This is a genomic window from Candidatus Manganitrophaceae bacterium (genome assembly GCA_012960925.1).
GTDB lineage: Bacteria > Nitrospirota > Nitrospiria > SBBL01 > JAADHI01 > DUAG01.
The window spans coordinates 49,438-74,912 of record DUAG01000043.1; the positions used below are offsets into that span (position 1 = coordinate 49,438).

Genomic DNA, 25,475 nt, shown 5'->3' on the forward strand with positions numbered 1-25,475 from the left:
TTGGAAAAATAGTTCTGGAGCTGTACCTTGAGGAATCTCCTTCAAAAGATTACTATAAAAACAGTTCCGGTTTACTTTGGTATCGTTTTGCTCTTTGTTTATGGGACAGTCCAGCCCCATCTTTTTTTCATGGGTGTCGCTCTTATCTTAATCGGAGAGGCGGGTCGTCTCTGGGCTGCGGGGCATCTTCGTAAAAATCGTGAGGTAACGACAACAGGACCCTACGCCTATGTTAAAAACCCTCTCTATATTGGAACCTTCCTCATCATGGTTGGCTTCTGTTTTCTCGCGGGACAATGGATCATCCTTTCTGTCGGACTGGCCGTCTTTTTTTTCTATTACGCGCCATTTAAAAAAAAACGGGAAGCTGCTCGCTTGAAAAATATTTTCGGATCTCTGTGGGACGAATATGACCGGAGCGTTCCGGACTATTTCCCCCGCCTCTCGCCTTACAAAAATAGAGGGAGCCACCAATGGGCATGGGGCCGTGTTGTTTCAAACAGTGAGCATCAGACAGCCGTGATGACCCTGGCCGGAATCGTTGCCCTGGGGCTTCGACTATATTAAATGGATTGTGCATGACATTCAAAAGAGCCTCCTTTCGACAGTATATTCAAAGAGTGATGCGGGAGGGGAAGCCCTGGAAGCCCGATATCTTCGTTCTTCAGAAAGAGGGCAGACAGATTCTGGTCAAGGATTACTTTGAAAAGTCTTTTTTCTTTCGCATTTTTGTCGGCGTCGTCGCGATCAGACGGGAAGCTCTTATTTACCGAAAACTCCAGGGTATACCGGGCATCCCGAAGTGTTATGGACTGATCGACCGATATGCCCTGGCCCTTGAGTTTATTCCGAGTCGAAATGGCTCTGAGCTAAGGGAAGACGACCTGGACCCTGCTTTTTTTGACAAGATGAGGGTTGTGATCGACGCCGTTCATGCCCGAGGGGTGGTATTATGCGACCTTCGCAATGTAAAAAATATTCTCATGGGAGAGGATGGAAAGCCCTACCTGATTGATTTTGCGACCGCGTTTCAACGCGGAGGACGTTTCAACATTATAAAAAATAGGGTCTATCATATTTTTCATCAAGACGATATATTGGGCATCGCAAAATTAAAAAAAACACGTGCGAAACACCTACTCTCGGAAGAAGAACGATCTTCTCTCGAGAAAGGGCTCTTCGGAGAGAAAGAAGTGAAGATGATTCGTACAAAGGGGATATGGTTTCTTAAAAAGATATTTGGTTAAGGAAGTTCTGAATAAGTCTGGGTTGTTTTTTCAGGAGATAGAATATTCCGATTCAAGGCGCGAATCGCAGAGAATAGCCCGCTATTTTCAAGATTTGCAACGCAGAAGCGGGACATTGTAGCCCTGAAAAAGCGAGTCATGACTTGTTCAGAGGTTTCTTAGAATGGAGGAGTGATGGGAAAAATTCAGCGGGCAATTCTAAGTGTCTACAACAAGGAGGGAATTGTTGATCTTGCCCAGGGCCTTCAAGCGATGGGGATCGAAATTCTTTCGACAGGTGGGACCTATGCCCTGCTCAAAGAGAAGGGTGTCAGTGCCAGGGAAATATCCGAATATACCGGTTTTCCTGAAATGCTTGATGGCCGAGTAAAGACCCTCCATCCCCGCATTCATGGCGGAATTCTGGGCAAGCGGGGAAATCCAAAGCATGAGAAAGAGATGGAAAAGGAAGGGATCGTCCCTATTGACTTGGTGGTGGTGAATCTCTACCCCTTTAGAGAGACCATTGCAAAGCCCGATGTTACGTTGGAAGACGCCATCGAAAATATTGATATCGGCGGGCCGACCATGCTCCGGTCTGCCGCGAAGAACTACAAGGATGTCGCCGTGATTGTCGATCCGGGAGATTATGCAGACATCCTTGAGGAAATGAGAAAATCGAAGGGAGCCGTGTCAGAATCCAAGCGTTTTTCGCTTGCGAACAAGGTCTTTCGCTATACCTCTGAATATGATAGTACGATCGCATCTTATTTGAGCGGTGTCGAAGGAAAGGCCGAGCGCTTCCCGGATTCAATCCAGATTCAGTTGAAGAAGGTTCAGGGACTCCGCTACGGCGAAAATCCGCATCAGGAAGCGGCTCTTTATACAGAAAATTTTTCCGGGGAGAGCGATCTCCCGAAACAGCTCTGGGGGAAGGAGATGTCTTATAATAATTTTCTGGATACGGAAGCGGCGTATGAGATGGTTCTGTCGTTTCAGGAACAGGCCGCCGTGGTGGTGAAACATAATAATCCTTGCGGCGTTGCAACAGAGGAGAGATTGGTCGAGGCCTACCGGAAGGCGCGGGCAACGGATCCGAGTTCTGCGTTCGGCGGTGTGGCTGCCTTTAATCGGCCCATCGACGCGGAGACGGCTGAGGAGATTACGTCCACGTTCATGGAGGTTGTGATCGCGCCGAGTATTGATGCATCGGCCCTTGCCATCTTTCAGAAGAAAAAAAATCTACGGATATTGGAAGCCGGCGTCAGGGCCGCTTCCAATAAAAATAAAACCCGTAAGGATATCCGGTGTTTGTCCGGGGGGATGCTTATTCAGGACCATGACGACGACATTATTGATGACCCAAAGGGCTTGAAAGTGGTCAGCCAACGTGTTCCATCCGAAGAAGAACTTGCGGCGCTTCTTTTTGCGTGGAAGGTGTGCAAGTACGTGAAGTCAAATGCAATCATCTATGCCCGCTCCGGACAGACGGTTGGCATCGGGGCCGGGCAGATGAGCCGGGTCGATTCCGTAAAAATTGCCCAAATGAAGGCCCAGCAGCCCCTCGAAGGAAGTGTGATGGCCTCTGACGCCTTCTTTCCTTTTCGGGATGCCATTGATACAGCGGCAAAGGCCGGTATCGTCGCAGTGGTCCAGCCTGGAGGATCGATCCGGGATAAGGATGTCATCCAGGCCATCGACGAGCATAAGATGGCAATGGTGTTTACCGGAATGAGGCACTTCAAGCATTAAAATGGTTCAGCTCACCCCTATTTTTCTCCATGGCTGCGTTGCTGTGGTGCTCGAATCCTCACGTACAATCAGTACGTTCCGGTTCTGCGCTCCTCGCGCCTTGCCCTGAAGTAAAATCTGGGCAATCTGAACCGTTTTACCTTTTACACTTACATTATAAGGAAAAAATGAAAATACTTGTTGTGGGCGGCGGGGGGAGAGAGCATGTTTTGGTCTGGAAGATTGCTCAGAGCCCTCGTGTCACGCATCTCTATTGTGCCCCTGGAAATGCGGGGATGGCCCCTTTGGCGGAGTGCGTCGATATCAAGGCCGATGATGTCGCGGGCCTTCTTCGATTTGCGAAAGAGAAAGAGATTGACTTGTGCGTGGTGGGCCCGGAAATTCCCCTCTCCCTGGGGATCGTTGATCAGTTTGAAGCGGCGGGACGACGGATTTTCGGGCCGCGTCGGGCGGCATCTGAAATAGAAACGAGCAAGGTTTTTTCGAAAACACTGATGGAAAAATATGGTATTCCGACCCCCGCGGCCAGGGTGGTTTCAATCGAGGAAGCCATTCAAAGAGTGTCCACACTCCCGATGCCTGTGGTTTTGAAGGTGGAGGGCCTTGCTGCCGGAAAAGGAGTTGTAGTGGCCAGGACGCCGGAAGAGGCGATGGAAGGACTTGGGCGCTTTAAGGCGATGGGGCCGGCTGCTTCTCAAATCATTCTGGAGGAATATATGGAAGGGCTGGAGGTCTCTTTTTTTGTTGTGACAGATGGAACTGTGGCCCTTCCTCTGGCCGCTTCCCATGATCACAAGCAGGTATTGGATGGAGATCACGGACCAAACACCGGCGGTATGGGGGCAGTTTCTCCCACGCCAAGGCTGAGCGATGAGATTGAAGCGGAGATTATGTCGAAGGTGATCACGCCGATACTTCAGGGCCTTTCCAGCGAGGGAACCCCCTACCAGGGGGTTCTTTATGCGGGTCTGATGCTGAGCCCTGAGGGAATCAGGGTTCTGGAGTTTAATGCCCGTTGGGGAGACCCTGAGGCCCAGGCAATCCTGCCGCGGCTGAAAACAGACTGGCTTGAGGTGATGCAGGCGACGTTGGATCACCGCCTTGACGAGATAAAACTTGAGTGGAAGGAGGCGGCAGCGACCTGTGTGGTCTTGGCCTCTGAAGGCTATCCGGGTAGTTATCGCAAGGGAGAGGTGATTTCAGGCCTGGAGAATATTGATCTTTCTGATACTTTTATTTTCCACGCGGGAACGGAGCGGGAAGGAGCGCGCTGGCTTACGAGGGGCGGGCGAGTCCTTGGGGTCACGGCCCTGGGCGCGACCCTTGCTGAATCCCGCCAGAGAGCCTATCAGGCAATTGATCAGATTTCTTTTCCGGGGATGCACTTTCGGAACGATATCGGTGCCACGGCGGACTGAAGGAAGATGGGCGTCCTGTCCTGATGAACCATGAAAAAGCGGATACCGATTGATCCAGGTAGTCCCGATCCCAAAATTCTTGCCACTCTTGGCAGGGTGATCCGGAAGGGGGGTGTCGTTGCCTTTCCGACAGACACCTACTATGGTCTGGCCGTCAACCCCTTTGATACGGACGCACTTGTCCGGCTTTTTGAGATGAAGGGCCGGGATCGTTCAAATCCGATTCTCCTTCTGGTTTCATCAGTAGAAATGCTACAACCTCTGGTGGCGGAAATACTCCCGCTTGCAAAGAAGGCAATGGCGCGGTTCTGGCCCGGACCGCTGACGCTCGTGTTTAAAGGGGCGAGAGAACTGCCGGATCTTTTGATGGGAGGGACCGGGAAAATCGGCATCCGCATTCCTGACGCGAGGCTGGCGATCCTTTTGATCGAAGCGGTCGGTCTTCCAATCACAGCGACGAGTGCTAACCTTTCAGGAAGAAATAACCCGGGGTCTGCCGCAGATGTTGAGGCGATGTTGTCACCGGATATCAGGAAGATAAAAAATGTTCTGCACATCCTGGATGGCGGTCTATGTGGCCTGACGCTGCCATCCACAGTGCTGGATGTGTCGGAATCTGATCCCAGGGTCTTGAGGGAGGGGGCGATCTCAAGGCAAAGATTGAGAGAGGGTTTGGGTATTCTGGTCTGAGAGTGCCGTTTTAGTCTTTGGATTTTGGTTTGGCGGGGGTTTCTTTTTTTTTCTTTTCTGCAACGGGAGCGGCCGCTTTTTTCTCTCCCTTTGCATCGGAAGGGCCGTCTTTTTTCTTCCTGGCGTAGTCGTTGATATAAAACCCGCTTCCCTTGAAGATCAGTCCGGAAGGGGAAACGATTCGATGAACGCTCCCCTCGCAGGTGTCGCAGGAGGTTAAGGGTGGGTCTGACATTTTTTGTAAGATTTCAATACGCTTACTGCAGGTCTCACATTCATATTCATAAATCGGCACTACCATACCCTCCGTTATTCACAGTTTACCTGTAAAGGTTCAGTTCAATCTCAATAGTTACATTTTCCTATTCAGAGCTTGTCATTAAATCGTTAAGATAAAAGACGAATCGCCTGGTCTATCTTTTCCAGTCCTTTTGCCAGGACATCCTCAGGGGCGGCGTAAGAAATCCTCAAATATCCTTCGGCACCGAAGGCCACACCGGGTATGGTGGTGACGCCTCCCTCTTCGAGGAGAAATGTGGCCAGGTCAACAGAGCTGAGGATCTCACTCCCTTTGTACTTTTTCCCGAGGATCTCTTGTATATTTGGGAAAAGATAAAAACTTCCTGCCGGACGAGGACATCGTATCCCGGGAATCCGGTTTAAGCGATCGACCATAAACCGCCTTCTTTGATGAAATATCTCAATCATCGTTTGGATGAAGGGGGCCCCTTCCTTCAGGGCAGCTATGGCAGCTTTTTGGGAGATCGATGTCGGATTGGATGTGCTTTGACTCTGCACCGTCCCCATTGCACGGACAACCTCTTCCGGTCCGGCGGCGTAGCCGATTCGCCACCCTGTCATCGCGTAGGCCTTGGAGATGCCATTGACCACGATCGTTTTACTCTTTAAGTCGGGACTTAAGGAAGCGATACTTGTGTGGCTTATTCCGTCATAGAGAAATTTTTCATAGATTTCATCAGAGATAATCCACAAAGGGCTGTTTAAAAGAAGGTCGGCAAAGGCCTCGTAGTGTTTTTCGGTATAAGTTGCGCCGGTCGGATTGGAGGGCGAGTTAAAGATTATCCCCTTTGTCTTCGGAGACATCGCATCTTTCAATTGATCCGGTGTCATCAAGAAGCCATTTTCTTCCTTCGTCTCGACGATGACGGGAATTGCGTCATTCAGGAGAACCTGATCCGGATAGGACACCCAGTAGGGCGCAGGAATAATGACCTCGTCTCCCTTTTCAAAAAGGACCTGCGCGATGTTGTACAAGCTGTGTTTTGCGCCACAGGAGACAATAATTTCATTGTTGGCGTAATCCAGCTCGTTATCTATTTTAAATTTTTGGCGGATAACCTCTTTCAGTTCAAGGCTTCCTGAAGGAGGGGTGTACTTTGTATAACCCGACCGGATCGCATCGATTCCGGCCCCGGATGCAGGCTCAGGGGTTTGGAAATCAGGCTCTCCAAGACCCAGATTCACAATATCGATTCCCTGTCCGATCAAAGCTCTCGCTCTGGCGGCCATGGCCATCGTCGGAGAGGGTTTTATTTTACTGATCCGGTTTGCGAGTTTCATGAAGCCTTGCTCCCGTATTTTTCCAGTAATTTTTCTATAACCGGTTTGGGAACAAGGGAGGAGATATTTCCACCGTAGCTGGCGACCTCTTTGATCAAGGTAGAGGTCAGGTAAGAGTATTCTTCGCTCGGCATCAGGAAGACCGTTTCAATGCTGGAGTCTAGTTTCCGGTTCATGAGGGCCATTTGAAACTCAAATTCAAAGTCGGAGACGGCTCGAATCCCTCTGATAATAGCACTGGCCCCCTTTTGGGCGACGTAATCGACGAGGAGCCCGTTAAACGATTCGATGTGCAGCCCGAGTCCTTTGGTGGCCTGTCGGATCATCTCAAGCCGTTCTACAAGACTGAAAAGGGGTTTTTTCCCGGCATTAGGGGCAATGGCGAGGACAAGGTTTGGAAAAAGGTGGAGGGCTCGCTTTGCAATATCTAGATGTCCGTTGGTGATCGGATCAAAGGTGCCGGGATAAATAGCTAATTTTGATGCTTCATTTTCTGCCATATAAAGAAAGGAGGGTCTCTCCGTATTTATATTCTTTTATTAAAAGAAAAGCCCCTATATTCTCCGGAAGAGGCTTTTTTCGGTGGTGCTCAATGATTATTTCGCCATCTTCCGCTATGATATCACCCTGTATGAGCCTTGGCAATATCTTTTCAAGCTCCTCACTTACATAGGGAGGATCGATGAAAATAAAGTCAAAGGACTGTTTCGTCGTTATTAAAAAATCTGACGCAGATTTTTGAATGATCTGATAGCGCCCTTCAAATGGACCCTTGGGGATATTCTTTCGAATGTAATGGAGGTGTCTCCTGTCCTGGTCTACAAAGACAACCTGGCGTGCCCCCCGACTCAGCCCCTCGATTCCGACCGAACCGCTCCCGGCATAAAGGTCAAGGAAAGAAGCCATGATGATTCGATCGGACAGGATGTTGTAAATGGCACCTTTCACCTTGTCAGAAGTTGGACGCATGTTAAGTCCAGGGGGGGCGACCAGCTTTCGTCCTTTCATCATCCCTGAGATGATACGCACAGCAAGTCCTCAATATCCAAAAGTCCTTCCACCCATCATCGACTTTTTCCGGGAGGTATGTCCGGATCAGGCCAGAGGGTTCTGAAGCATCTTACAGAAGTACAGTCTTGCTCCGCAAGATGCAACACCCACCCTAATTCTGTGATTGCGGAATTAGAAACCGCCGATTCGCCTGAAATGACTGTGTTACCGGCCAACGGACCCCTCACCGTACAGGTGAGTACGCCTCGCTCGCCCTTATGGCCTCTGGCCTTGTCTTTCAGGCGACTTGACCGTTTATCCCAAGATCCAACCGCGGATCTTGGGATCCGGATGGCGACGGTCTATTTTTGTACAGGGATTCCATTTTGACAACAGTTCATTGTTTCGATAAGATGTGCTCCTCGTGTTTCGGAGAGGCAGTGCGTGTGCCCTTTCTCCCCGCATCCCCAATGCAAACAGGTCGAATTTGAATGGCTGTTCTGATCGCTTTAACCGTACTGAGCCTTTTTTACTTTCTGGGTTACCGGGGCTACTCCCGTATTCTGGCAGAGAAGGTCTTCCACCTCTCAAATAAAGAGCAGACGCCGGCACACAACCCCGCCCTTCGGGATGACTACGACTACATCCCGACCAGCAAACACATCCTCTGGGGCCATCATTATACCTCGATTGCCGGAGCTGCCCCCATTATCGGGCCGGCGGTCGCCGTGATCTGGGGCTGGTTCCCCGCCCTCTTCTGGGTGGTATTTGGTACGATTTTCATCGGATCGGCACACGATTTTGGCGCCCTTGTTCTCTCGGCCCGAAATGATGGACGTACGATGGGAGACCTCGCCGCAACCATTGTCACACCGCGGGTTCGGATTCTTTTTCAGATCATTATCTATTTCCTGGTCTGGATTGTCCTGGCGGTCTTTGCCTTTGCCATCGGTGTTCTTTTCCACAAATACCAAGCCTCCGTCATCCCGGTTAATTTTGAAATTATTGTCGCCCTCATCATCGGGACTCTCTTTCACAAGAAAAAAGGCGGGATTTTTATCCCTTCTATTATTGCATTGATTTCCCTTTATGCCATGGTGGCCGTTGGGATCGCGGTCCCGGTTTCTCTGGAACCGCTTGTCGGTCCTGGAGAAAATCCGATCACCGCCTGGGCAATCATCCTCCTGATTTACGCAGCCATCGCGAGCCTCCTTCCGGTCTGGCTCCTTCTTCAGCCTCGTGATTATATCAATTCACATCAGTTGATTGTGGGGCTGGTTGCCCTAGTGCTGGGCTTGATTTTTTTAAACCCGGAAATGAATGCGCCTGCGTTCAACCTTCATCCGGTGGGAGCGCCACCCCTTTTCCCGGTCATCTTCGTCACGATTGCCTGTGGTGCGATCTCCGGATTTCACGGCCTGGTCGCAAGCGGAACAACCTCGAAACAGTTGGATAAGATGGAAGACGCCCGCTTCATCGGCTATGGTGGGATGTTGGGAGAGGGGGCGCTGGCACTCATTGCGACGCTGGCGGTCGCGGCCGGACTCCCCGACTGGTCGAGCCACTATGCCTCATGGAATGCCTCTGGGATCAATGCCATTGCCAACTTTGTGACGGGTGCGGGAACCTTTCTGGAGGCGCTGGCCCTCCCGACCGACTGGGCACAAGCGGTTGTTGCCGTCCTTGCCATTTCTTTTGCGGCAACCTCGATGGACACCGGCGCGCGGATTCAGCGGCTGGTTGTTTCCGAATTGGGAGCGGCCTTAAACATCCCGATTTTAAAAAACCGTTTTATCGCGACGCTGGTCGCGGTCGGCCCGGCAATTCCGCTTGTGATGGCCGGGCCGAAGGTCTGGGTTCCCCTCTGGCTCCTCTTCGGGACGACGAATCAACTCATCGGCGGTATGACCCTCCTGGTCCTTGTCGTCTACCTTTACCGGGCAAAGCGCCCAGTCCTCCATTTTGCCATCCCGATGGTTTTCCTGGTCACCATGACCACCGGCGCAATGGTTTACAATATTATCAGCTGGAGCAGACAACTCGGAGTGGAAGGCGCATCTTCCAATCTCCTGACGGTTTTGATTGGTTCGGCCATCCTGATCCTTGAAATCTGGATGATTGTTGAGACGGTTCTGATCCTCCGAAAACTCCGAGCTGATCGGAAATAAGACCCGCCTATATCTCGTGTGGCACACAAATACGGCATAATAAAGTGTATAAATGTGTCCACAAGGTTATACAGCTTTAGAGTGCAAATATACTCCAGGCTCAAGTCATCAAACCCCTCTCCCCGAGGGGAAGCAAAGAACAATTCCTTAATCTCTTCTTCTGAATGGTCGTACGAAGTGTCAAAAATAGTAGACAAATCCACACAATAGAACTGATTAAAGTTTTTATATTTCAATAGGTTAAGTTTGGCATGGAATATGCTCTGTTTATACCATGGTAGCGTAGACGCGGGAGATCGCTTCAAGAAGAAGCCTTGGGGCATTCAGGCGCTTGGGAACCATGGGGAACGGTGTGTCGGTGATCCGGCAAACCGGAAAGGAGAGAAATCCATGCAGAGATTGGCTTTTCGTGTCGGGGGTAAAAGCATGACGGATATGAATGCTGACCACACGATGGAAAGAAAGGTGATTTCCTACGGGAAGAATGCCTATTGCCACGAACTGGCAGAGATCTTGTTTAATAGAGGTTTTGGCAGTATCCCGATCGTTGATCATGAGCGGATCCTGATTGGGCTTGTGAGTGAATACGACATCTTGAATGCCTTGATGAAAGGGATGGATTTACGCGGGACGCTTGCGCAGGAGGTCATGACACAACCGGCAATATCGGTTCGAGAGGATACGCCGATTGCAGATGTGATCACCCTCCTTCAATCCCGACATCTCATTCGAGTCCCCGTTGTTGATCATGAAGGAAAGTTAAGCGGAATTATAGCACGTAGGGATATTCTCAAGTGCTATATCAAGTCAAGGTTTGGGCCGCTTCCCGGTTTCCGTCATAATGTTTGACCCCGGAGCGAAAGGGCTCTCCGTTCTTGTCGGGAGGTCTCAGGGAGAGATACAATTCAAAGGAGATGAGTGATGCGGCGAATAGATTTTCGTGTGGGTGGAAAAAGTATGACGGAGGTGACCGCCTCCCATGTCATGGAAAGAGATGTATTCTCCTGCGGGGGAGAGACCTCCTGTGATGACATGGCGGAAACGCTTGTTAAAGAGGGTTTCGGGAGTCTCCCGATTGTTGAGGATGATTCGACCTTGATCGGGCTTGTGAGCGAATACGACATTTTGGATGCCCTGATGAAGGGGAAATATCTACTCAAGACCCCTGCATCAGAGGTCATGACCCAACCTGTTGTATCTATTAATGAGTCAACCCCGATAAAAGAAGTGATCGCCCTCCTTCAGTCTCGTCACCTCATCCGTGTGCCCGTGGTCGACCATGAAGGGAGACTCATAGGACTTGTTGCTCGTAGGGATATTATTGGATGTTATCTAGAAACAAGCTTGGGTCCACAGCCGGTTTTTTAATAACATTTAATCGAGGAAGAAATTTGGAAAGTGGTCGCGTACCGCACAAAGGGTCACATGGGAAAAGGCCTGGAGTTCGTGATCATATAGGAAGTTGAGCGTTCACTTGAGAAGCGATAAACCTTCAGCCCGATCGAGGTTGGAGAGGAGGATCGTATGCCGATTCGAACGCTATTGGTCCCTACCGATTTTTCCGAGTTATCAAACGCGGCGGTCGACTTCGCATTTTTAATGTGCGAAGAGATGCGACCCAGTATAATCTTTCTATATATAGATGAATGGCCTGATCATTCGGACGTGGAGGCCCCCCTCCATAACGAGTATGGCATCTACAAAAAAGATGAGGCGAACGCGTTGTTAAATGACTTGGTTCAGAGGGCGGAAGATCAAGGTCTGAGGGGAAGCAAGGTCTTGGTCGACGGAATCCCGTCTGCCGAGATTATCCGAACGGCCATAGAACGAAAGGCTGACCTGATTGTGATCGGAACACATGGAAAAACCGGCCTCACGCATATCATGATTGGTCGTCAGGCCGGCCAGGTGGTCCGGGAATCCCCTTGCCCAGTCGTTACAGTGAAGAGTCCGAAGCACGAATATCCGCAGATCTGAGAAAAAAAACATCCTAGAAAAGGAGTATAATTATCTATGGAGAGCGGGGACAAGTCTCTGGAGTAAGGGGGAGCGCTATCATCAGAATGGTCCACAATCGGATTTGCTTAAGGGATTATTTAAAGATAGAGGACAAGATAAAGGTGAAAATTCGAAGAACTTTACTGGTCATGTTCATGGCAGCGGTGGTTTTTTTTACACTCCCATCTCCCTCAAGGGCAGAGGGGTCTCCGGTTGAGGTCATTATTCAAGTGGATGAAGAAGGCTTCCGCGATTCAGAGGGCAGGTCCTTCGGTAACCGCATAGAGGTTCCCGAGGGACGAGCAATAAAACTTATATTTGAACATGTGGGAAAACCGGGCGTCGAACATGCCTTTGTCCTCCTATTTGATTCTGATGAAGAAATTGAAAGTGGAACGATCTCTACTGTACATAAACGGACGCACATTGAATTTAAGACGGGCGACGCAGGTGAAACATATGACGTCTTTTGCGTTATCGTCGATTGTGATGGAATGGAACACCTTACGGATCTTGTGATCGTGGCAACCTAAGCGCCTTTTACCCCTACGAAGAGAATCATGTCAGGAAAAAATACACTCCTTGTGCTTGTCATTGCGGCAATGACATTCGTGTTAAATTCGGAGCAGATTTTTGCTGCAGGTGAGAAGGTAAAACCTTTGAAGCCGGTCCCGAAGTCCTACGCAGAAAAACACATGCCCAGGGGCTGGTGGACAGACTCGAAGATCATCAAAGAAGGGAAGGTGATCTTTGAGACGACCGTTTTGGAGTATGAGTTTAAGAGAAAGACGAGAACGGCAAAAGAGGGTTGTGCAACCTGCCACGGGATTGATCCAAAAAAAGACCGCCCGAAGAAACGGGGTTCGCCTGATTTTCGTGTCCGTGAACGGGTCAACCGCCTCTCAGACAGTTACTGGTTCTGGAGGGTTTCTGAAGGGGTGGCGAAAACCCGTATGCCGTCCTGGAAGGAGAAGCTTTCTGAAGAAGAGATCTGGAAAGTGATCGCATATCAGCACACATGGTCGCATGGAAATAAACCGGCAGTTCATGATCATGGGGAAATTGAGCATTCCGTTGAAGAAGGATAAGCTTGCAGCCCTCTAAGGGTGGGCGCGCGTGGGGGAGATGCGACAAGAGGGAACGACGGGCGTCGTGTTGGCCGGGGGGAAAGGACGCCGGATCGGGGGAGAGAAGGCCTTTGTTCGACTGGCAGGGAAGACCCTTATCCAGCGTGTTATCGATATCCTCTCCGGGGTTTTTTCCGAGGTGGTCGTCGTGGTCGATCACCTTGAGCGCTTTCGAGATCTTCCCTGCCCCTACCTGCGAGACCGACTTCCTGGCTTGGGATCGATCGGCGGAATTGAGACTGCCCTCCGGGCCACGTCGAGGGAGGCCATTTTTGTGGTGGCCTGCGACATGCCTTTTGTCAACCCCGACATCATTCGATTAATGCTCAATCACTCGGAGGGGGTTGACCTTGTGATTCCTTCCCTTTCAGATGGACTCCATCCTCTCCATGCCGTCTATGCACAAACCTGTCTACCGGCCATTGACGCACAAATCAAGTCGGGCGATTTTGGTCCGCATTCCCTCACGAAATCTGTCAGGACCGTCCTTTTTCAGAAAGAATCGTTTCTTGGACAAGATCCGCTTTTCCGCTCGGTGGTGAATATCAACACCCCCGCAGACCTTGAGTCGGCCCATCGTATTCTGAAAGAAGGACAAGGGTAAGACGGGCGCGATTGCCTCCACATCTTGATGGTTTCTGGGCGTATTTACGGGTGCCTCGGGGTTGGGTTATTGAGCTTGTGGTTGATTTTTATCAGGATTTATAATAAGATGCATCGTAGTGTGGAAAGGTAATATCTTATTAAGTTGGTTGTCCTCATGCGACTTGGAGATGTAGCACTGTGGAAGCTCCGATAGATCAACAATCCAATGCCCTTTGCGAAGCGGTTCTGAATGGGATCTCTGATCCAGTTATAGTGATCAGAGAAGACTATAGCCTTGCGTATGCAAACAAGGCGGCCCGCGATAAGCACGGGGGCGATAAGTCCGTTGATCAGAAATGTTATTCCCTTCTGCACGGGTTGAAAACTCCCTGTGATCCATGCGCATGTCTGGAGGTTTTTAAAGCAGGGAAACCCTACCGCGTGATCAGCAAAATTGCAACGGCAGATGGGCGGACCCAGGCAAAAGAGTACAGCGCCTATCCCATTTTAGGGGAAAATGGGAAGGTGTGCCGGGTGATAGAATTCGTTCACGATCTCCCCCTGATCGAGAGTCCGCCTGTTTCTGGAAATGGCACCTCTACTGTTGTGGGTGAGGAGGCGACATCATTTTGTGGGATGATTGGAAACAGCAAGAAGATGCGAGCCCTTTTTCAGTTGATTCGTCTCGTCTCTCCCAGTAATGCAACGATCCTGATCTATGGAGAAAGCGGTACGGGTAAGGAAAGGGTCGCGCGCGCTCTCCATTGGAATAGCCCGCGTCGATACCGCCCTTTTGTCGCAATCGATTGCGGTGCCCTCCCTGAAACATTGTTGGAAAGTGAACTATTTGGTCATGTCAGGGGGGCCTTCACCGGGGCGATACAGAATAAGAAAGGCCTTTTTGCAGAGGCAGAAGGCGGGACACTCTTCCTGGATGAAATAGGCGACACCAGCCTGGTTTTCCAATCAAAGCTCCTTCGTGCCTTGCAAGAAGGTGAATCGCGTCCTGTTGGCGGAAATCGAAGTTCAAAAATAAATGTCCGGATGGTGGCTGCGACAAATAAGTCGCTAAAAGAGGCGATCGCGAAAAAAACATTTCGGGAAGATCTTTACTACCGCCTGGCCGTTATGCCCATCGTGATTCCACCGCTCCGTGATCGTCTGGATGATATCCCTCTTCTTGTCGAGCATTTTATTAAAAAATATACGGAACAAAATAGGAAAGGCCCGATGTCTCTTTCCGCGGAGGCAGTCGGTCTCTTGCAGGGTATGCCATGGACAGGAAATGTCCGGGAACTGGAGAATATTATCGAGCGAGGGGTTCTTGTTTCCCCGACTTCTGAGATTACACCAGAATCACTCCTGATCGAAGAGGATGGGGGGCCTTCCCCCTATGCCCCCTCGTCCTCTCTATTTAGTTCGACCCGAGAGATGCTTTCCAAGGTCGAGAGAGAGCGGATTATTGATTCTCTTCAAAGATGTAAAGGGAATAAATCCTTGGCCGCCCGGTCCTTGGGTATTTCCCGCGCAAGTTTGTACAACAAATTGAAACGGTATCAAATCCCGGCTTCGATTTAAAGAAAAGTCATCCTGCCTGGTCCCTCCTGACGGCGTCCGTCATAAACAGATAAATAAAACATCAGATGTGCTACTTGACGAGTCTTCCTGTCCGATCCGTTTTGGGTTTTCTTTTCTTGAAGGACGTGGCGGGATTGAAGAAAGTTACGCGGATTTTATTCCTTTATCACGCTCATAGAGGAAAACCGGGTCTCCTGAACCGCTGATCACTTCCTCTGTGATAATGCATTCCTTGAGGTTTTTTATGGAAGGGAGCTCATACATGAGTTCGAGCATGACTTCTTCCAGGATAGAGCGGAGGCCTCGGGCGCCTGTTTTTTGTACGAGGGATTTTTTTGCAACGGCCGCAAGGGCGCTGTCTGTAAATTTCAACTTGACCTTCTCCAGGGAAAAAAGCTTCTCATACTGCTTGGCCAAGGCACTCTTCGGTTCCGTTAAGATACGGACCAAGGCTTTTTCATCCAGGTCTTCCAGGGTAGCTGTGACAGGGAGACGCCCAACAAATTCCGGAATCAGACCATGTTTAATCAGATCCTCCCCCTGAACCTTCCGTAAGAGTTCTCCAAGTTTACGGTCGCTTTTCAGTCTGATGTCGGCACCAAATCCCATCGTCCTCTTGTTGACGCGATGTTCTATCTGATCCTCAAGCCCGATAAAGGCTCCACCACAGATGAAAAGAATATTGGTGGTATCGACTTGAATGAATTCCTGGTGCGGATGTTTTCGGCCACCCTGTGGTGGAACATTTGCGACCGTCCCTTCAATCAGCTTGAGAAGGGCCTGTTGGACCCCCTCACCGGACACATCACGTGTAATGGAAGGCGACTCACTTTTTCGAGAGATCTTGTCAATCTCGTCAATGTAGACGATCCCCCGCTCGGCCTTATCGACATCATAATCCGCAGCCTGTAGCAATTTGAGAACGATATTTTCGACATCTTCACCGACATACCCGGCTTCTGTAAGGGTTGTGGCATCTGCGATTGTAAATGGAACATCAAGAATGCGAGCCAGGGTTTGTGCGAGGAGGGTCTTGCCGGTACCAGTCGGGCCGATAAGCAGGATGTTTCCCTTCTGGAGTTCGATATCGTCATTTCGTGCGTTGCTTGCGACACGTTTATAGTGATTATGGACTGCAACCGCGAGAATTTTTTTTGCCCGATGCTGTCCGACAACAAACTGGTCCAGGGTTTTTTTGATATCCGCCGGTTTGGGAAGGGCGGAGGAGGCTTCTTCTTTTTCTTCGTCCCACTCTTCGGCAATAATATCATTGCAAAGATCAACGCACTCGTCACAGATGTAGACCGTTGGACCGGCGATGAGCTTCTTAACCTCATCACGATTCTTACCGCAGAAGGAACAACGCAGGAGGGACTCTATCTTTTCCTTTTTTACCATTCTAAATCTTCCCCTTTATGACCCATCCAGGTTCGTGCCTGAAGCAACCGTGCTCCCCGATATTTCTCACTTACGTGCCGGAGCGCTCTCAATCACCTCATCAACGATATGATAAGTCTTCGCCTCTTCACCGGACATAAAATAATCACGTTCGGTATCTTTACGGATTTTTTCGATATCCTGACCGGAATGTTTTGCCAGGATCGCATTTAAACGCTCTCGCATCTTCAAAATTTCGCGGGCATGGATATCGATGTCCGTTGCTTGGCCCTGGAAGCCTCCCATCGGTTGATGAATCATGACACGTGCATTCGGAAGGGAATACCGCTTGCCGGTTGTCCCGGCGGCCAAGAGGAGCGCTCCCATACTTGCGGCCTGTCCGATGCAGATTGTCGACACAGGCGATTTTATATATTGTATTGTATCATAAATCGCCAGACCCGAGGTTACCATTCCCCCGGGGGAGTTAATGTAAATATTAATATCCTTCTCAGGATCTTCCGCCTCGAGAAAGAGGAGCTGCGCGATGATAAGATTGGAGACATTATCATCGATGCCTGTGCCCAGAAAAATAATCCGATCTTTGAGAAGGCGAGAGTAGATGTCATAGGCCCGCTCGCCTCGGCTAGATTGTTCGATCACCATTGGTACCAGCATTACGATTTTTCTCCTTCATCTTTAAATTGGGCAAGGGAGTAGACCTGTTTGAGCGCCTTGTCTTGTCTGATTCTTGATTTTAATCCCTCCAGGGATCCATCCTGATGAGAGATCATTTCTCTTGCTTTCTCTGGTGAGATCCTGGACGCCGTGGCGATGGACTTGATTTCGTCATCGACCTCCTGGTCCGTGACCGAGATATTTTCTTTTTCTGCGATAGCGCTCAGAATGAACTGCCCCTGAATCCGTTCCCGTGCAATGGGCTCATATTCCTTGTGGAACATTGAAACGTCCACTTTTTGCGGACCTGCCTTCTGAAGGTTTGCCAAGCTGTTGTGTATTTCTCGATCGACCATGGATGGGGGAACATCAATAGGGTGCAATTCCACCAGCTTTTTAATCAAAATACTGTTTTGATCATGTTTCTGTTGAGAGGTTTTTTGGTCCATCAATGTTTGATGGACCTTTTCCTTCAGGGTGTCAAGCGAGGAGAGCCCGACGTCTTTTGCCAGGTCATCATCTATTTTTGGGAGAACTTTCTTCTTGATCTCTTTCACCTCAATCTTGAAAGAGACGGTCTTTCCGGCAATTTCTTTTTCCTGATAATTTTCAGGAAATGGAACCGCGGCTTCAAAGCTTTTCCCCCTTTTTTTACTGAGGAGTGCGTCTTCGAATTCCGGAAGAAATGTATTTGAGCCAACCCGGAGTGTATACCCTTGAGCACTGCCGCGTGCCATCAGTTTTCCATCAACCGAACCGGCAAAATCAATCGTCACATAGTCATCTGAAACGATGGCATGGCCGTCAGAACAGGCCTCCTGATGCCCCTGTTCCTCCTGGATTCTCTCCAGGGTTTTCATGACATCCTCATCGGCTACATTTATTTTCTTTCGCGGGAGAATCAGTCCCTTGTAGTCTGACAGGTGAACGACAGGTCTGACCTCAACGGTCGCGGTAAAATGCAGGGGGGCGTTCTTCTTGGCCTCAATCTTGTCAAATGAGGGGAATTCAACCGGAGAGATGTCCAGTTCCTTGATCGCTTTCTGGTAGTAATCCGGCACCAGCTTCCGGAGAACATCTTCTTCGACCGCTGCCCCAAATTTTTTTTCGACGAGGGCCAAGGGGACCTTTCCGGGACGAAACCCCGGAATCTTCACGGTCTTTTTGAGCTTGGAATAGGCCTGTGCAAATTCACTGGCGACCACCTCTTGCGGGATCTCTATTTTAAGTATTTTTTTGACAGAAGTAATTTCCTCAACTTCAACCTTCATGAGACTCCTTATTAGAAAAATCTCCCCATTCTATATCTGGACACCCCCCTTGTCAACCATGTGGAGCCCTGAGAATGGAGCCAGGCCGAAACTTCATCCAGGAAAGTCCTCCGGCCTGATCGGTTTCACCCGAATAACGCCCTGCGCACTCCGACCGGTTGTCACGGCAGGGATTTGCGGCCCTTAATTTTTTTATTCGTAAATCTGAAATTTCTGCTATTATTTTGTCAGGTTTGGGGTCTTCTCAAAGTGGCTTGGAGGAACAATGTTGACAAAGGTGGCCATCATCGGTGCCGGGAAAGGGGGGTTATCGCTTATAGAGATTCTTTACGATGATCCGCTTGTTCAGATTGTCGGTGTTGCTGATGTGGATAAACATGCGGCCGGGATCAAACTTGCCAAAAAATTAAAGATCCCTGTCACGCAGAATTATAAAAAACTACTCCAGTCAAAAAAAGCCGATCTGGTCATCGATGTGAGTGGGAACCAGTTCGTAGAAGAAACCCTTCATGTGACCATGCCTCCCGGGACAGCCATTATCGGGGGACCTTCGGCTAAATTTATGTGGCAATTGATCGAAGAGCGCATCAAGAGCAAAGAAAAGATAGAACAACATCTTCTGGAATATCAATCGCTTTATCGTCTCTATGTGAAAGAGGTTGAGTTGGCCATCGCTGAAGAGCGCACCCGAATTGCCTGCGACATCCATGACGGCCTGGTGCAGACCCTGGTTGGACTCAGTTATCGGCTTGATTATTGCTCCGACCAAATGGAGAAGAACCGCGCGCGATCCATTGCGTCTCTTCAGGAGACAAAAAAACTGTTAAAAGAAGGTATCTCCGAGGCACGGGAAGTTATATTTAATCTGCGCCCGATCTCCATTGAACAATCCGGTCTCGTCCGTTCTTTGGAAAATTATCTAAAAACGTATCACCGGCAATATCAGATTAAGACCACCTTGAAGACGGCAGTCAACGAACGTCTGATCGCCTCCCAGACAAAAATATTTGTTTTCCGAATCATCCAGGAAGCCCTTGCGAACGTGCAAAAACATGCGCGCGCCAAGCGGGTCGATGTTAAAGTCAGTATAAAAAGTAAAACGATGCATGTTTCCATCATTGATAACGGCGTCGGGTTTGATCAGGAGAAGGTAAAACGGGATCAAAACGGACAACGCTCATTCGGCCTTCAAGCCATTACGGAACGGGCCCGGTTGTTGGGAGGCCAGGCAAAGATAACAACACGACTGGGAAAAGGGACGCGTGTTGTTATTCAGATACCTTTAGGGAAATCTGATTAGGTCGGGTAGATGTTTCAGGAGATGACCCTTCATTGAAGAAAATCAAGGTTCTCATTGCAGACGACCATCGTGTAGTTCGTGAAGGACTGGGCGCTATTCTCAAGACTAAGCGGGATATGAATGTTGTGGGAGAAGCCAAAAACGGGCTTGAAGCGGTTCAGATGGCCAAAAAACTGAAACCGGAAGTTATTCTCATGGATATCTCCATGCCCGAAATGAACGGGGTTGAGGCCACCCGCTTAATCAAGAAAGACTTTCCTCACATCGGGATTGTCGCGCTGACCATGCACGACGATGACCAGACCATATTTGAACTGGTGCGTTCCGGCATTAATGGATATCTCTTGAAAGACTCGGAGTCTGCCGATATTGTAAAGGCCATCCGTTCAATATATAAAGGAGAATCGGTTCTCCATCCGATTATCGCAAAAAAAATCCTCGAAGAGTTCACCCGGGAAAAAAGCGAGCAGAAAGAAAAGAAAATCGGCAACCGTTATAACTTGACTGAAAGAGAGATAGGCGTCTTGCAGCGGGTCTCGAGAGGGAAGACGAACAAAGAAATTGCGGTGGACCTGGGCCTAAGTGATAAAACAATCAAGAATCATGTTCGAAAAATATTTTATAAAATGAAAGTCGACGACCGAACCAAGGCGGCCATTCAGGGGATTAAGGACGGGATTATAGACCTGGATCAGGACACGGAGAGCCCCTAATGTAACACCTTGTCCTCCTGCCGCGATTGCGTAATGAGGAAGCGCCGATTCTCCTAAAAACCCTGGAAGTTTAGATCTTGAACTTGTCAGGACATCGGGTTCCTTTTGGCAAGATGGACGACGATCTCCTTTGCAATGAGCTGATCTTCGTGGGTCGTAAACGTTACAATCACGGTATCGTCCGCATGGACCTTTCTGAGTAGTTCACCCGAAGTCAAAAAATGAATCGGATGCTGGCTTTCCGCATCGATAATCACCAGAACCCCTTTGAGCGGATCGCTTGTCCTGACCACACCCATATGCTTTCCGGGACCCATACTGGAACAGGTCCAGGCACTTGGCGCCGCCGCCAATAACCCGAATACGAACACGAGCGTCCAAATCATTGCTCTCACTTTAAGCATATCCCTTCCCTCCTCGCACTATATAGGCCAGAATAAGTGATTTAAGTCCTGTGAGTCAATCCCCAGCCGATAATCACTTGTTTATGATAATGATGTCTCACTCGCCCGAAGGGGTCTGGCCCCCCTTCTTAAAGAGAGAGGCAACATAAGCACCTGTCAGTTGAAGGCTCCCCATCGCGGCCAAATACATTCCCGGTCCCAACACATATTCATTCCGGGAATAATCATAAAAAAGCATGGAAATAATTATAAAGACAATAAAACCAGTGACGTTGGTAAGCCAGGCAAAGCGGCCCCCTTTTATGATGAGATCGCCTGAAGCCGCCAGGAAGCCAATGACCCCCAGACCGAAAACCAGTTTTCCGTCAAAGGTTTCGATTCCACTTATATTCGTAACAAAAATCTTTGGCTGGATCCATTGCAGGAAACAGCTCAAGATCACAAGGACAGTATTATACCATCTGAAAAACTTCACCGCCTCCTCCTTCGATCGACGGTACGATATACCAAAAACCCAGACAAATTGCAAAACCCATTTTCCCACCAGAGTTCAGAATTCTAGATTGAGGCCCTCGAGTTTGACCCTAAAGAAATAGCCATGATATACATTGTAGCTGAATCCACTTCCAAGACGGAGCCACGCGTGATGAAAAAGTTAGGACTTTATGATGACCATCGACGGGCTGGAGCACACTTCTCCCCTTATGGCGAGTGGGAACTTCCAGAACATTATGGCGATGTAGGCAGAGAATATCGTGCTGTTCGAAATCGGGTTGGACTTACAGACCTTTCCTCCCAAGGGCACTTCCTGGTGACCGGATCGGACCGAGATTCCTTTATGCAAAACCTCATCAGTAACGACATGCTCCTCCTTTCAAAAGAACGGGGGATATATACCACCCTGTTGACGGCCAAAGGAAAGGTTTTGTCCGAGTTCCATCTGTATCCCGTATCCGATGGCTTGTTTATGGAGGTCGAATCGTCGAATTCTGAGAAGACGAAGGAGAATTTGCTGCGCTTCAAGCTGCGTTCTCAAGTCAAGATAGAAGCGCTTTCCTGGGGGAGGCTCATGGTTTCAGGCCCGCGTGCGAGGCCGCTACTCGAAACATTTTTTGGAGAGACGCTTCCATTTATGGAAGAACGATCTTTTTTTGAGAGGGCATGGGAAGGGCACTCTCTTCTCTGCATCAAGCGATCCGTCACAGGAGAAGAAGATTACCACCTTTATCTCCCTGAAGAAGGATGTGCCCTCTTATGGAAAAAACTCCTGGTTGTTGGACAGGATCTTGATGCGCTGCCCATTGGTCAGACGGCTCTGGAAATCCTTCGTATCGAAGCCGGTTTGCCTCGTTATGGTGATGAAATCGATGAAGATATACTCCCTATCGAGGCGGGTCTTCAGGAAGATGCAATCAGTTACACGAAGGGATGCTATCCCGGACAGGAGGTCGTTGCTCGGATAAAGACCTATGGTCATGTGAACAAAAACCTTTATGGACTGGTTTTGGAAGGGTCTGAGCTTCCGGAACGCAAAGGACAGATCTTCATAGGGGATAAAAAGGTGGGATGGATCACAAGCGTAACCCGGTCGCCCCTGATGGGAAAAATCATTGCCCTGTGTTATTTGCGTCAAAAGTTTGCCGTTCCGGGAACCGATCTTGAGGTGGAAGTGGGCAGTGCCCGGACAGCCGCCCAGGCGGCGCCCCTTCCTTTTAAAGGAAGCTCTGCGTAAGGAGAAACAATGACCGATCAGAAAAAAGACGATACCGTTATACTCTTGGAGTTTTCGATGTCTCCCATGACAGAGGGGGAGAGTGTGAGCAAGTACGTCTCACGGTCGCTCGAGATCATTGATCAGAGCGGTCTTGAATACCGCCTCAATCCGATGGGCACTGTTATTGAAGGACCATGGGACGAGGTGATGGGTGTTGTGAAGGCCTGTTGGGAACGGATGAAAGAAGATTGTGACCGGGTGTCCACCGTGGTGAAGATCGATTATCGGAAAGGAAAAACAGGGAGACTCGCCAGCAAGATCAAAAGTGTGGAAAAAAACTGGGGCGGAGGTTAGAGACTTAATCAGAGCTTCCTTAAAATGGGGAAGGCCTGCATTATAGCATATTTCAAGAAATGGAAGACGCCTCCGGGAGGCTTGTGGAAAAACAAATGTCGATTTTGAATGCGGGTGAAAAACCTGTCATGGCAATCTACTTAAAGATACTCGCCGTTGTCTTTCTTGCGTTGTCTGGGCTCAATTTTGCCTACTTGCTCGGGTTTGGAGATATAAGCCTAGAGAAGATGACGGTTTACTGGTTTCTGGCGAATAATGTGTATGCCCTACTCTTTGCTGTTACCGCGATTGGTCTTTGGACCTTGCGCCCCTGGGGGGTCGCTTGTTTTCTTATGGTTGTATCCTCTCAGCTTGTTTTATATTCTGTATTTCCTGAATATTTTTCAGGGCCTGGGGAAGAACAGCAATCTTTCCGAGGGATTATCAACTTCCATATCTCTATCCTGGGTATCTTTTTTGTGATCCGGATCAAGGGAAAGTAGGAACTTTTCCCTCACAAAATGGAAGGTCTATGCAAAACCTCGCCTTTTTAATATTTTTACTTTCGTTTGGCTCCTTATTTTCCTGCACTGTTCACCCTGAAATCAGAAATGGACCCCTTCTTCTTCGACTTCAAGCTGCAGAAAATGGAGATGCCGAGGCACAATATCGGCTTGGATTGATGTATTTAAATGGTGAAGGCGTCTCTCAAGATCTCAGGCAGGCGGCCAAGTGGTACCGAAAGTCGGCGGAAAATGGAAATCCTGATGCTCAGTTTGGCCTGGGTGTATTGTATTTTCACGGTCAGGGTGTGCCCAGGGATACCCGGGAGACGGCCAAGTGGTACCGCAGAGCTGCAGAACAAGGAAGTACTGATGGACAGCTTGGGCTGGGTCTGTTGTATTTTTTGGGCAAAGGCGTCCAACAAAATGATAAGGACGCGTACATCTGGTTGGATGTTGCAGCTGCGCAAGGGCACACGCAGGCCGCAGTTGTTAGAGAGATGATCGAAAAAAACCTTGATCCTGAAACGTTATCCCAAGCAAAAATCCTTTCAAAGGAATACCATATCAAGTATGTTGCACCTTTCAATGATCCATCTTGAGACCGGACTCGCAAAGGGGAATGGTCTTTCTCCGACATAAAAAGAAGAAGAAATAGACAACATATTTATGGTAGCCAGATTTAAGGAAGATCTGAATAAGTCATGACTCGCTTTTTCAGAGCCAAAATGTCCCGTTTTTGCGTTGTAAATCTTGAACACGCATAGCAAGCCTACGGAGTTAGTGGGCTACTCTCTGCAATTCGTGTCTTGAATCGGAATATTTTATCTCCTGAAAAACGTAACCCGGACTTATTAAGAGGTTCCTTAAGGACAGGTTCTTTTGACGGGTGAGATCATTGACAAAATGAGGGCCTTCCTCTAGTGTTGGAGGGTTGGGTAAATCCGACCCCGAGAGCTTGTAATTATTGCGAAGGGGGAGGGTGTGAGATCATTTTGGGATCTGTTGGAGGGGTGAGAACTTGGAAGACCGGAGGATGTTTCTCAAGCTTTTCTTACCGCGGTTTGTTGGGGTCATCGGGGCGCTTTCTCTGAGTCCCTGGTCGGCATCCTCTGTTTTTGCCGCAACGGGCGGTCGTGTCTCTTTGCAAGACCCGAAATATAAGGCGCTGATGCGCGAGCTTGCTCGCTCACACCGCTTTGATCCGGCTGACCTGGATGCTATTTTTAAGAAGGTTGTTTTTCAACATGAAATCATTAAAAAATTCAAACGGCCCGCCGAGAGGCTTCCCTATTATAAATATCAGGGCCGGTTTATTAATGACCCCCTTATTTTAAAGGGGCAGGTTTATCTTCAAAAGAATGGTCCACTCCTGCAGGCTGTCGAAGAAAAATTTCAGGTTGAGAAGGAGGTTATCTCAAGTATTCTTGGGATTGAGACAAAATTCGGACAACCGGGGATTGAACGGTACCGCGCCTTTGATATCCTGAATACCGCCTTTGCCCTTTATACAAGAAGAGAGACCTTCTACCGAAATGAGCTGATCGCGTTTCTTCTCCTTTGCAGGGAAGAGGGCATTGATCCATTTTCCGTGAAGAGTTCCTACGCCGGTGCCTTTGGTGTTCCGCAATTTATCCCCTCTAGCTTTCGGCGCTATGCCGTTGATTTTGATGGAGACGGGAAGCGGGATTTGTGGAAGTCCAAAGGGGACATCTTCGCGAGTGTGGCAAACTATTTGAAGAAATTTGGTTGGAGAAGGAATGAGCGGACGCATCTCCCTGTGCAGATCAAGGACGATTCAAAAGAGCTGCGTGCCATGGTCCGGAGGGGCATCAGAAAGACCGTTCTGGCAGGAAAGGCAAAACGGATGGGGATACGTTTTTCTGAACCCGTATCGGATGAAACAGAGGTCTCGTTTGCCTATTATGAGCCGGAGAAGGGGAAAAAGTCGCTGCTGGCCCTTCTTAATAATTTTCGGACCATCACACGGTATAATTTTTCTGTCAACTATGCCCTTGTTGTCATTCATCTCTCCAGGAGTATTTTGGGCAGGGGTTGATATGCTGCAC

The 25,475-nt window shown here is 49.2% G+C and carries 29 protein-coding genes; 20 read left to right on the plus strand and 9 right to left on the minus strand.

The genetic code is table 11. The annotated features are described in order from the left end of the window. Window positions 1-27: 27 nt before the first annotated feature. From EYQ01_06450 to EYQ01_06470, 5 genes are all read left to right on the plus strand, one after another. Entirely contained in the window at window positions 28-567 is a 540-nt protein-coding gene (locus EYQ01_06450) for an isoprenylcysteine carboxylmethyltransferase family protein (protein ID HIE65436.1), read from the plus strand. An 11-nt stretch (window positions 568-578) separates the two neighbouring features. After that, entirely contained in the window at window positions 579-1,247 is a 669-nt protein-coding gene (locus tag EYQ01_06455; protein ID HIE65437.1) for a hypothetical protein, read from the plus strand. Window positions 1,248-1,421: 174 nt separating this feature from the next. Next, window positions 1,422-2,978 carry a bifunctional phosphoribosylaminoimidazolecarboxamide formyltransferase/IMP cyclohydrolase gene (gene purH / locus EYQ01_06460; GenBank protein HIE65438.1) on the plus strand — a complete coding sequence of 519 codons (1,557 nt, stop codon included), beginning with the start codon at window positions 1,422-1,424 and terminating at the stop codon, window positions 2,976-2,978. 167 nt (window positions 2,979-3,145) lie between these two features. Continuing rightward, window positions 3,146-4,396, plus strand: a complete 1,251-nt coding sequence (gene purD / locus EYQ01_06465; protein HIE65439.1) for a phosphoribosylamine--glycine ligase — start codon at window positions 3,146-3,148, stop codon at window positions 4,394-4,396. Window positions 4,397-4,426: 30 nt separating this feature from the next. Beyond that, a complete protein-coding gene (locus tag EYQ01_06470; protein ID HIE65440.1) occupies window positions 4,427-5,086 on the plus strand; it encodes a threonylcarbamoyl-AMP synthase in 660 nt (219 codons plus the stop codon). Window positions 5,087-5,096: 10 nt separating this feature from the next. On the opposite strand, the gene EYQ01_06475 is transcribed toward EYQ01_06470, so the two are convergent. From EYQ01_06475 to rsmD, 4 genes are all read right to left on the minus strand, one after another. Then, a complete protein-coding gene (locus EYQ01_06475) occupies window positions 5,097-5,381 on the minus strand; it encodes a zinc ribbon domain-containing protein (GenBank protein ID HIE65441.1) in 285 nt (94 codons plus the stop codon). A 92-nt stretch (window positions 5,382-5,473) separates the two neighbouring features. Next, complete coding sequence (locus EYQ01_06480; protein ID HIE65442.1) at window positions 5,474-6,667, minus strand: pyridoxal phosphate-dependent aminotransferase; 1,194 nt, start codon at window positions 6,665-6,667, stop codon at window positions 5,474-5,476. Continuing rightward, the gene (gene coaD, locus EYQ01_06485; protein ID HIE65443.1) at window positions 6,664-7,167 is read right to left on the minus strand and encodes a pantetheine-phosphate adenylyltransferase; all 504 of its coding nucleotides are present in this window, start codon (window positions 7,165-7,167) and stop codon (window positions 6,664-6,666) included. The genes EYQ01_06480 and coaD overlap by 4 nt, the downstream gene beginning before the upstream one ends. Continuing rightward, entirely contained in the window at window positions 7,154-7,678 is a 525-nt protein-coding gene (gene rsmD, locus EYQ01_06490; protein ID HIE65444.1) for a 16S rRNA (guanine(966)-N(2))-methyltransferase RsmD, read from the minus strand. Before rsmD ends, coaD begins: the two co-directional genes overlap by 14 nt. A 470-nt stretch (window positions 7,679-8,148) precedes the next feature. Between rsmD and EYQ01_06495 the strand changes: the two genes are divergently transcribed. From EYQ01_06495 to EYQ01_06530, 8 genes are all read left to right on the plus strand, one after another. Then, window positions 8,149-9,825, plus strand: coding sequence for a carbon starvation protein A (locus tag EYQ01_06495; GenBank protein ID HIE65445.1), 1,677 nt, complete (start codon window positions 8,149-8,151; stop codon window positions 9,823-9,825). A gap of 258 nt (window positions 9,826-10,083) precedes the next feature. Beyond that, window positions 10,084-10,674 (plus strand): CBS domain-containing protein, encoded by a 591-nt coding sequence (locus EYQ01_06500; protein ID HIE65446.1) that lies wholly within the window; start codon window positions 10,084-10,086, stop codon window positions 10,672-10,674. A gap of 72 nt (window positions 10,675-10,746) precedes the next feature. After that, window positions 10,747-11,193, plus strand: coding sequence for a CBS domain-containing protein (locus EYQ01_06505; protein HIE65447.1), 447 nt, complete (start codon window positions 10,747-10,749; stop codon window positions 11,191-11,193). A 156-nt stretch (window positions 11,194-11,349) separates the two neighbouring features. Further along, a complete protein-coding gene (locus EYQ01_06510) occupies window positions 11,350-11,802 on the plus strand; it encodes a universal stress protein (GenBank protein ID HIE65448.1) in 453 nt (150 codons plus the stop codon). 143 nt (window positions 11,803-11,945) lie between these two features. Continuing rightward, on the plus strand, window positions 11,946-12,356 hold the full coding sequence (locus EYQ01_06515) for a hypothetical protein (GenBank protein ID HIE65449.1): 411 nt from the start codon (window positions 11,946-11,948) through the stop codon (window positions 12,354-12,356). A 27-nt stretch (window positions 12,357-12,383) separates the two neighbouring features. Next, a complete protein-coding gene (locus tag EYQ01_06520) occupies window positions 12,384-12,911 on the plus strand; it encodes a cytochrome c (GenBank protein ID HIE65450.1) in 528 nt (175 codons plus the stop codon). A 37-nt stretch (window positions 12,912-12,948) separates the two neighbouring features. After that, window positions 12,949-13,554, plus strand: a complete 606-nt coding sequence (locus tag EYQ01_06525) for a molybdenum cofactor guanylyltransferase (GenBank protein ID HIE65451.1) — start codon at window positions 12,949-12,951, stop codon at window positions 13,552-13,554. 179 nt (window positions 13,555-13,733) lie between these two features. Continuing rightward, the gene (locus tag EYQ01_06530; GenBank protein HIE65452.1) at window positions 13,734-15,113 is read left to right on the plus strand and encodes an AAA family ATPase; all 1,380 of its coding nucleotides are present in this window, start codon (window positions 13,734-13,736) and stop codon (window positions 15,111-15,113) included. A gap of 144 nt (window positions 15,114-15,257) precedes the next feature. Here EYQ01_06530 and clpX read toward each other — a convergent pair whose 3' ends face one another. The 3 genes from clpX to tig all read right to left on the minus strand — a co-directional run bounded on the left by clpX (window position 15,258) and on the right by tig (window position 18,439). Beyond that, window positions 15,258-16,511 (minus strand): ATP-dependent Clp protease ATP-binding subunit ClpX, encoded by a 1,254-nt coding sequence (gene clpX / locus EYQ01_06535; protein HIE65453.1) that lies wholly within the window; start codon window positions 16,509-16,511, stop codon window positions 15,258-15,260. Window positions 16,512-16,577: 66 nt separating this feature from the next. Beyond that, complete coding sequence (clpP, locus tag EYQ01_06540; protein HIE65454.1) at window positions 16,578-17,168, minus strand: ATP-dependent Clp endopeptidase proteolytic subunit ClpP; 591 nt, start codon at window positions 17,166-17,168, stop codon at window positions 16,578-16,580. Next, complete coding sequence (gene tig, locus EYQ01_06545; GenBank protein HIE65455.1) at window positions 17,168-18,439, minus strand: trigger factor; 1,272 nt, start codon at window positions 18,437-18,439, stop codon at window positions 17,168-17,170. Before tig ends, clpP begins: the two co-directional genes overlap by 1 nt. A gap of 265 nt (window positions 18,440-18,704) precedes the next feature. Between tig and EYQ01_06550 the strand changes: the two genes are divergently transcribed. Together EYQ01_06550 and EYQ01_06555 are read left to right on the plus strand one after the other, a co-directional pair. Next, window positions 18,705-19,739, plus strand: a complete 1,035-nt coding sequence (locus tag EYQ01_06550; GenBank protein ID HIE65456.1) for a hypothetical protein — start codon at window positions 18,705-18,707, stop codon at window positions 19,737-19,739. Window positions 19,740-19,771: 32 nt separating this feature from the next. Further along, entirely contained in the window at window positions 19,772-20,452 is a 681-nt protein-coding gene (locus EYQ01_06555; GenBank protein ID HIE65457.1) for a response regulator transcription factor, read from the plus strand. Window positions 20,453-20,538: 86 nt separating this feature from the next. Here EYQ01_06555 and EYQ01_06560 read toward each other — a convergent pair whose 3' ends face one another. Then, the gene (locus tag EYQ01_06560) at window positions 20,539-20,856 is read right to left on the minus strand and encodes a hypothetical protein (GenBank protein HIE65458.1); all 318 of its coding nucleotides are present in this window, start codon (window positions 20,854-20,856) and stop codon (window positions 20,539-20,541) included. A 97-nt stretch (window positions 20,857-20,953) separates the two neighbouring features. Further along, the gene (locus EYQ01_06565) at window positions 20,954-21,331 is read right to left on the minus strand and encodes a hypothetical protein (GenBank protein ID HIE65459.1); all 378 of its coding nucleotides are present in this window, start codon (window positions 21,329-21,331) and stop codon (window positions 20,954-20,956) included. A 123-nt stretch (window positions 21,332-21,454) separates the two neighbouring features. On the opposite strand from EYQ01_06565, the gene EYQ01_06570 reads away from it, so the two are divergent. The 5 genes from EYQ01_06570 to EYQ01_06590 all read left to right on the plus strand — a co-directional run bounded on the left by EYQ01_06570 (window position 21,455) and on the right by EYQ01_06590 (window position 25,465). After that, the gene (locus tag EYQ01_06570; GenBank protein ID HIE65460.1) at window positions 21,455-22,588 is read left to right on the plus strand and encodes an aminomethyl transferase family protein; all 1,134 of its coding nucleotides are present in this window, start codon (window positions 21,455-21,457) and stop codon (window positions 22,586-22,588) included. A 9-nt stretch (window positions 22,589-22,597) separates the two neighbouring features. After that, on the plus strand, window positions 22,598-22,924 hold the full coding sequence (locus EYQ01_06575; GenBank protein HIE65461.1) for an MTH1187 family thiamine-binding protein: 327 nt from the start codon (window positions 22,598-22,600) through the stop codon (window positions 22,922-22,924). 95 nt (window positions 22,925-23,019) lie between these two features. Further along, window positions 23,020-23,406, plus strand: a complete 387-nt coding sequence (locus EYQ01_06580; protein HIE65462.1) for a hypothetical protein — start codon at window positions 23,020-23,022, stop codon at window positions 23,404-23,406. Window positions 23,407-23,435: 29 nt separating this feature from the next. Then, window positions 23,436-24,008: a sel1 repeat family protein gene (locus EYQ01_06585; protein ID HIE65463.1), complete on the plus strand. Its 573-nt coding sequence runs from the start codon at window positions 23,436-23,438 to the stop codon at window positions 24,006-24,008. Between the two features lie 434 nt (window positions 24,009-24,442). After that, the gene (locus tag EYQ01_06590) at window positions 24,443-25,465 is read left to right on the plus strand and encodes a lytic murein transglycosylase (GenBank protein ID HIE65464.1); all 1,023 of its coding nucleotides are present in this window, start codon (window positions 24,443-24,445) and stop codon (window positions 25,463-25,465) included. The last annotated feature ends 10 nt before the right edge of the window (window positions 25,466-25,475 follow it).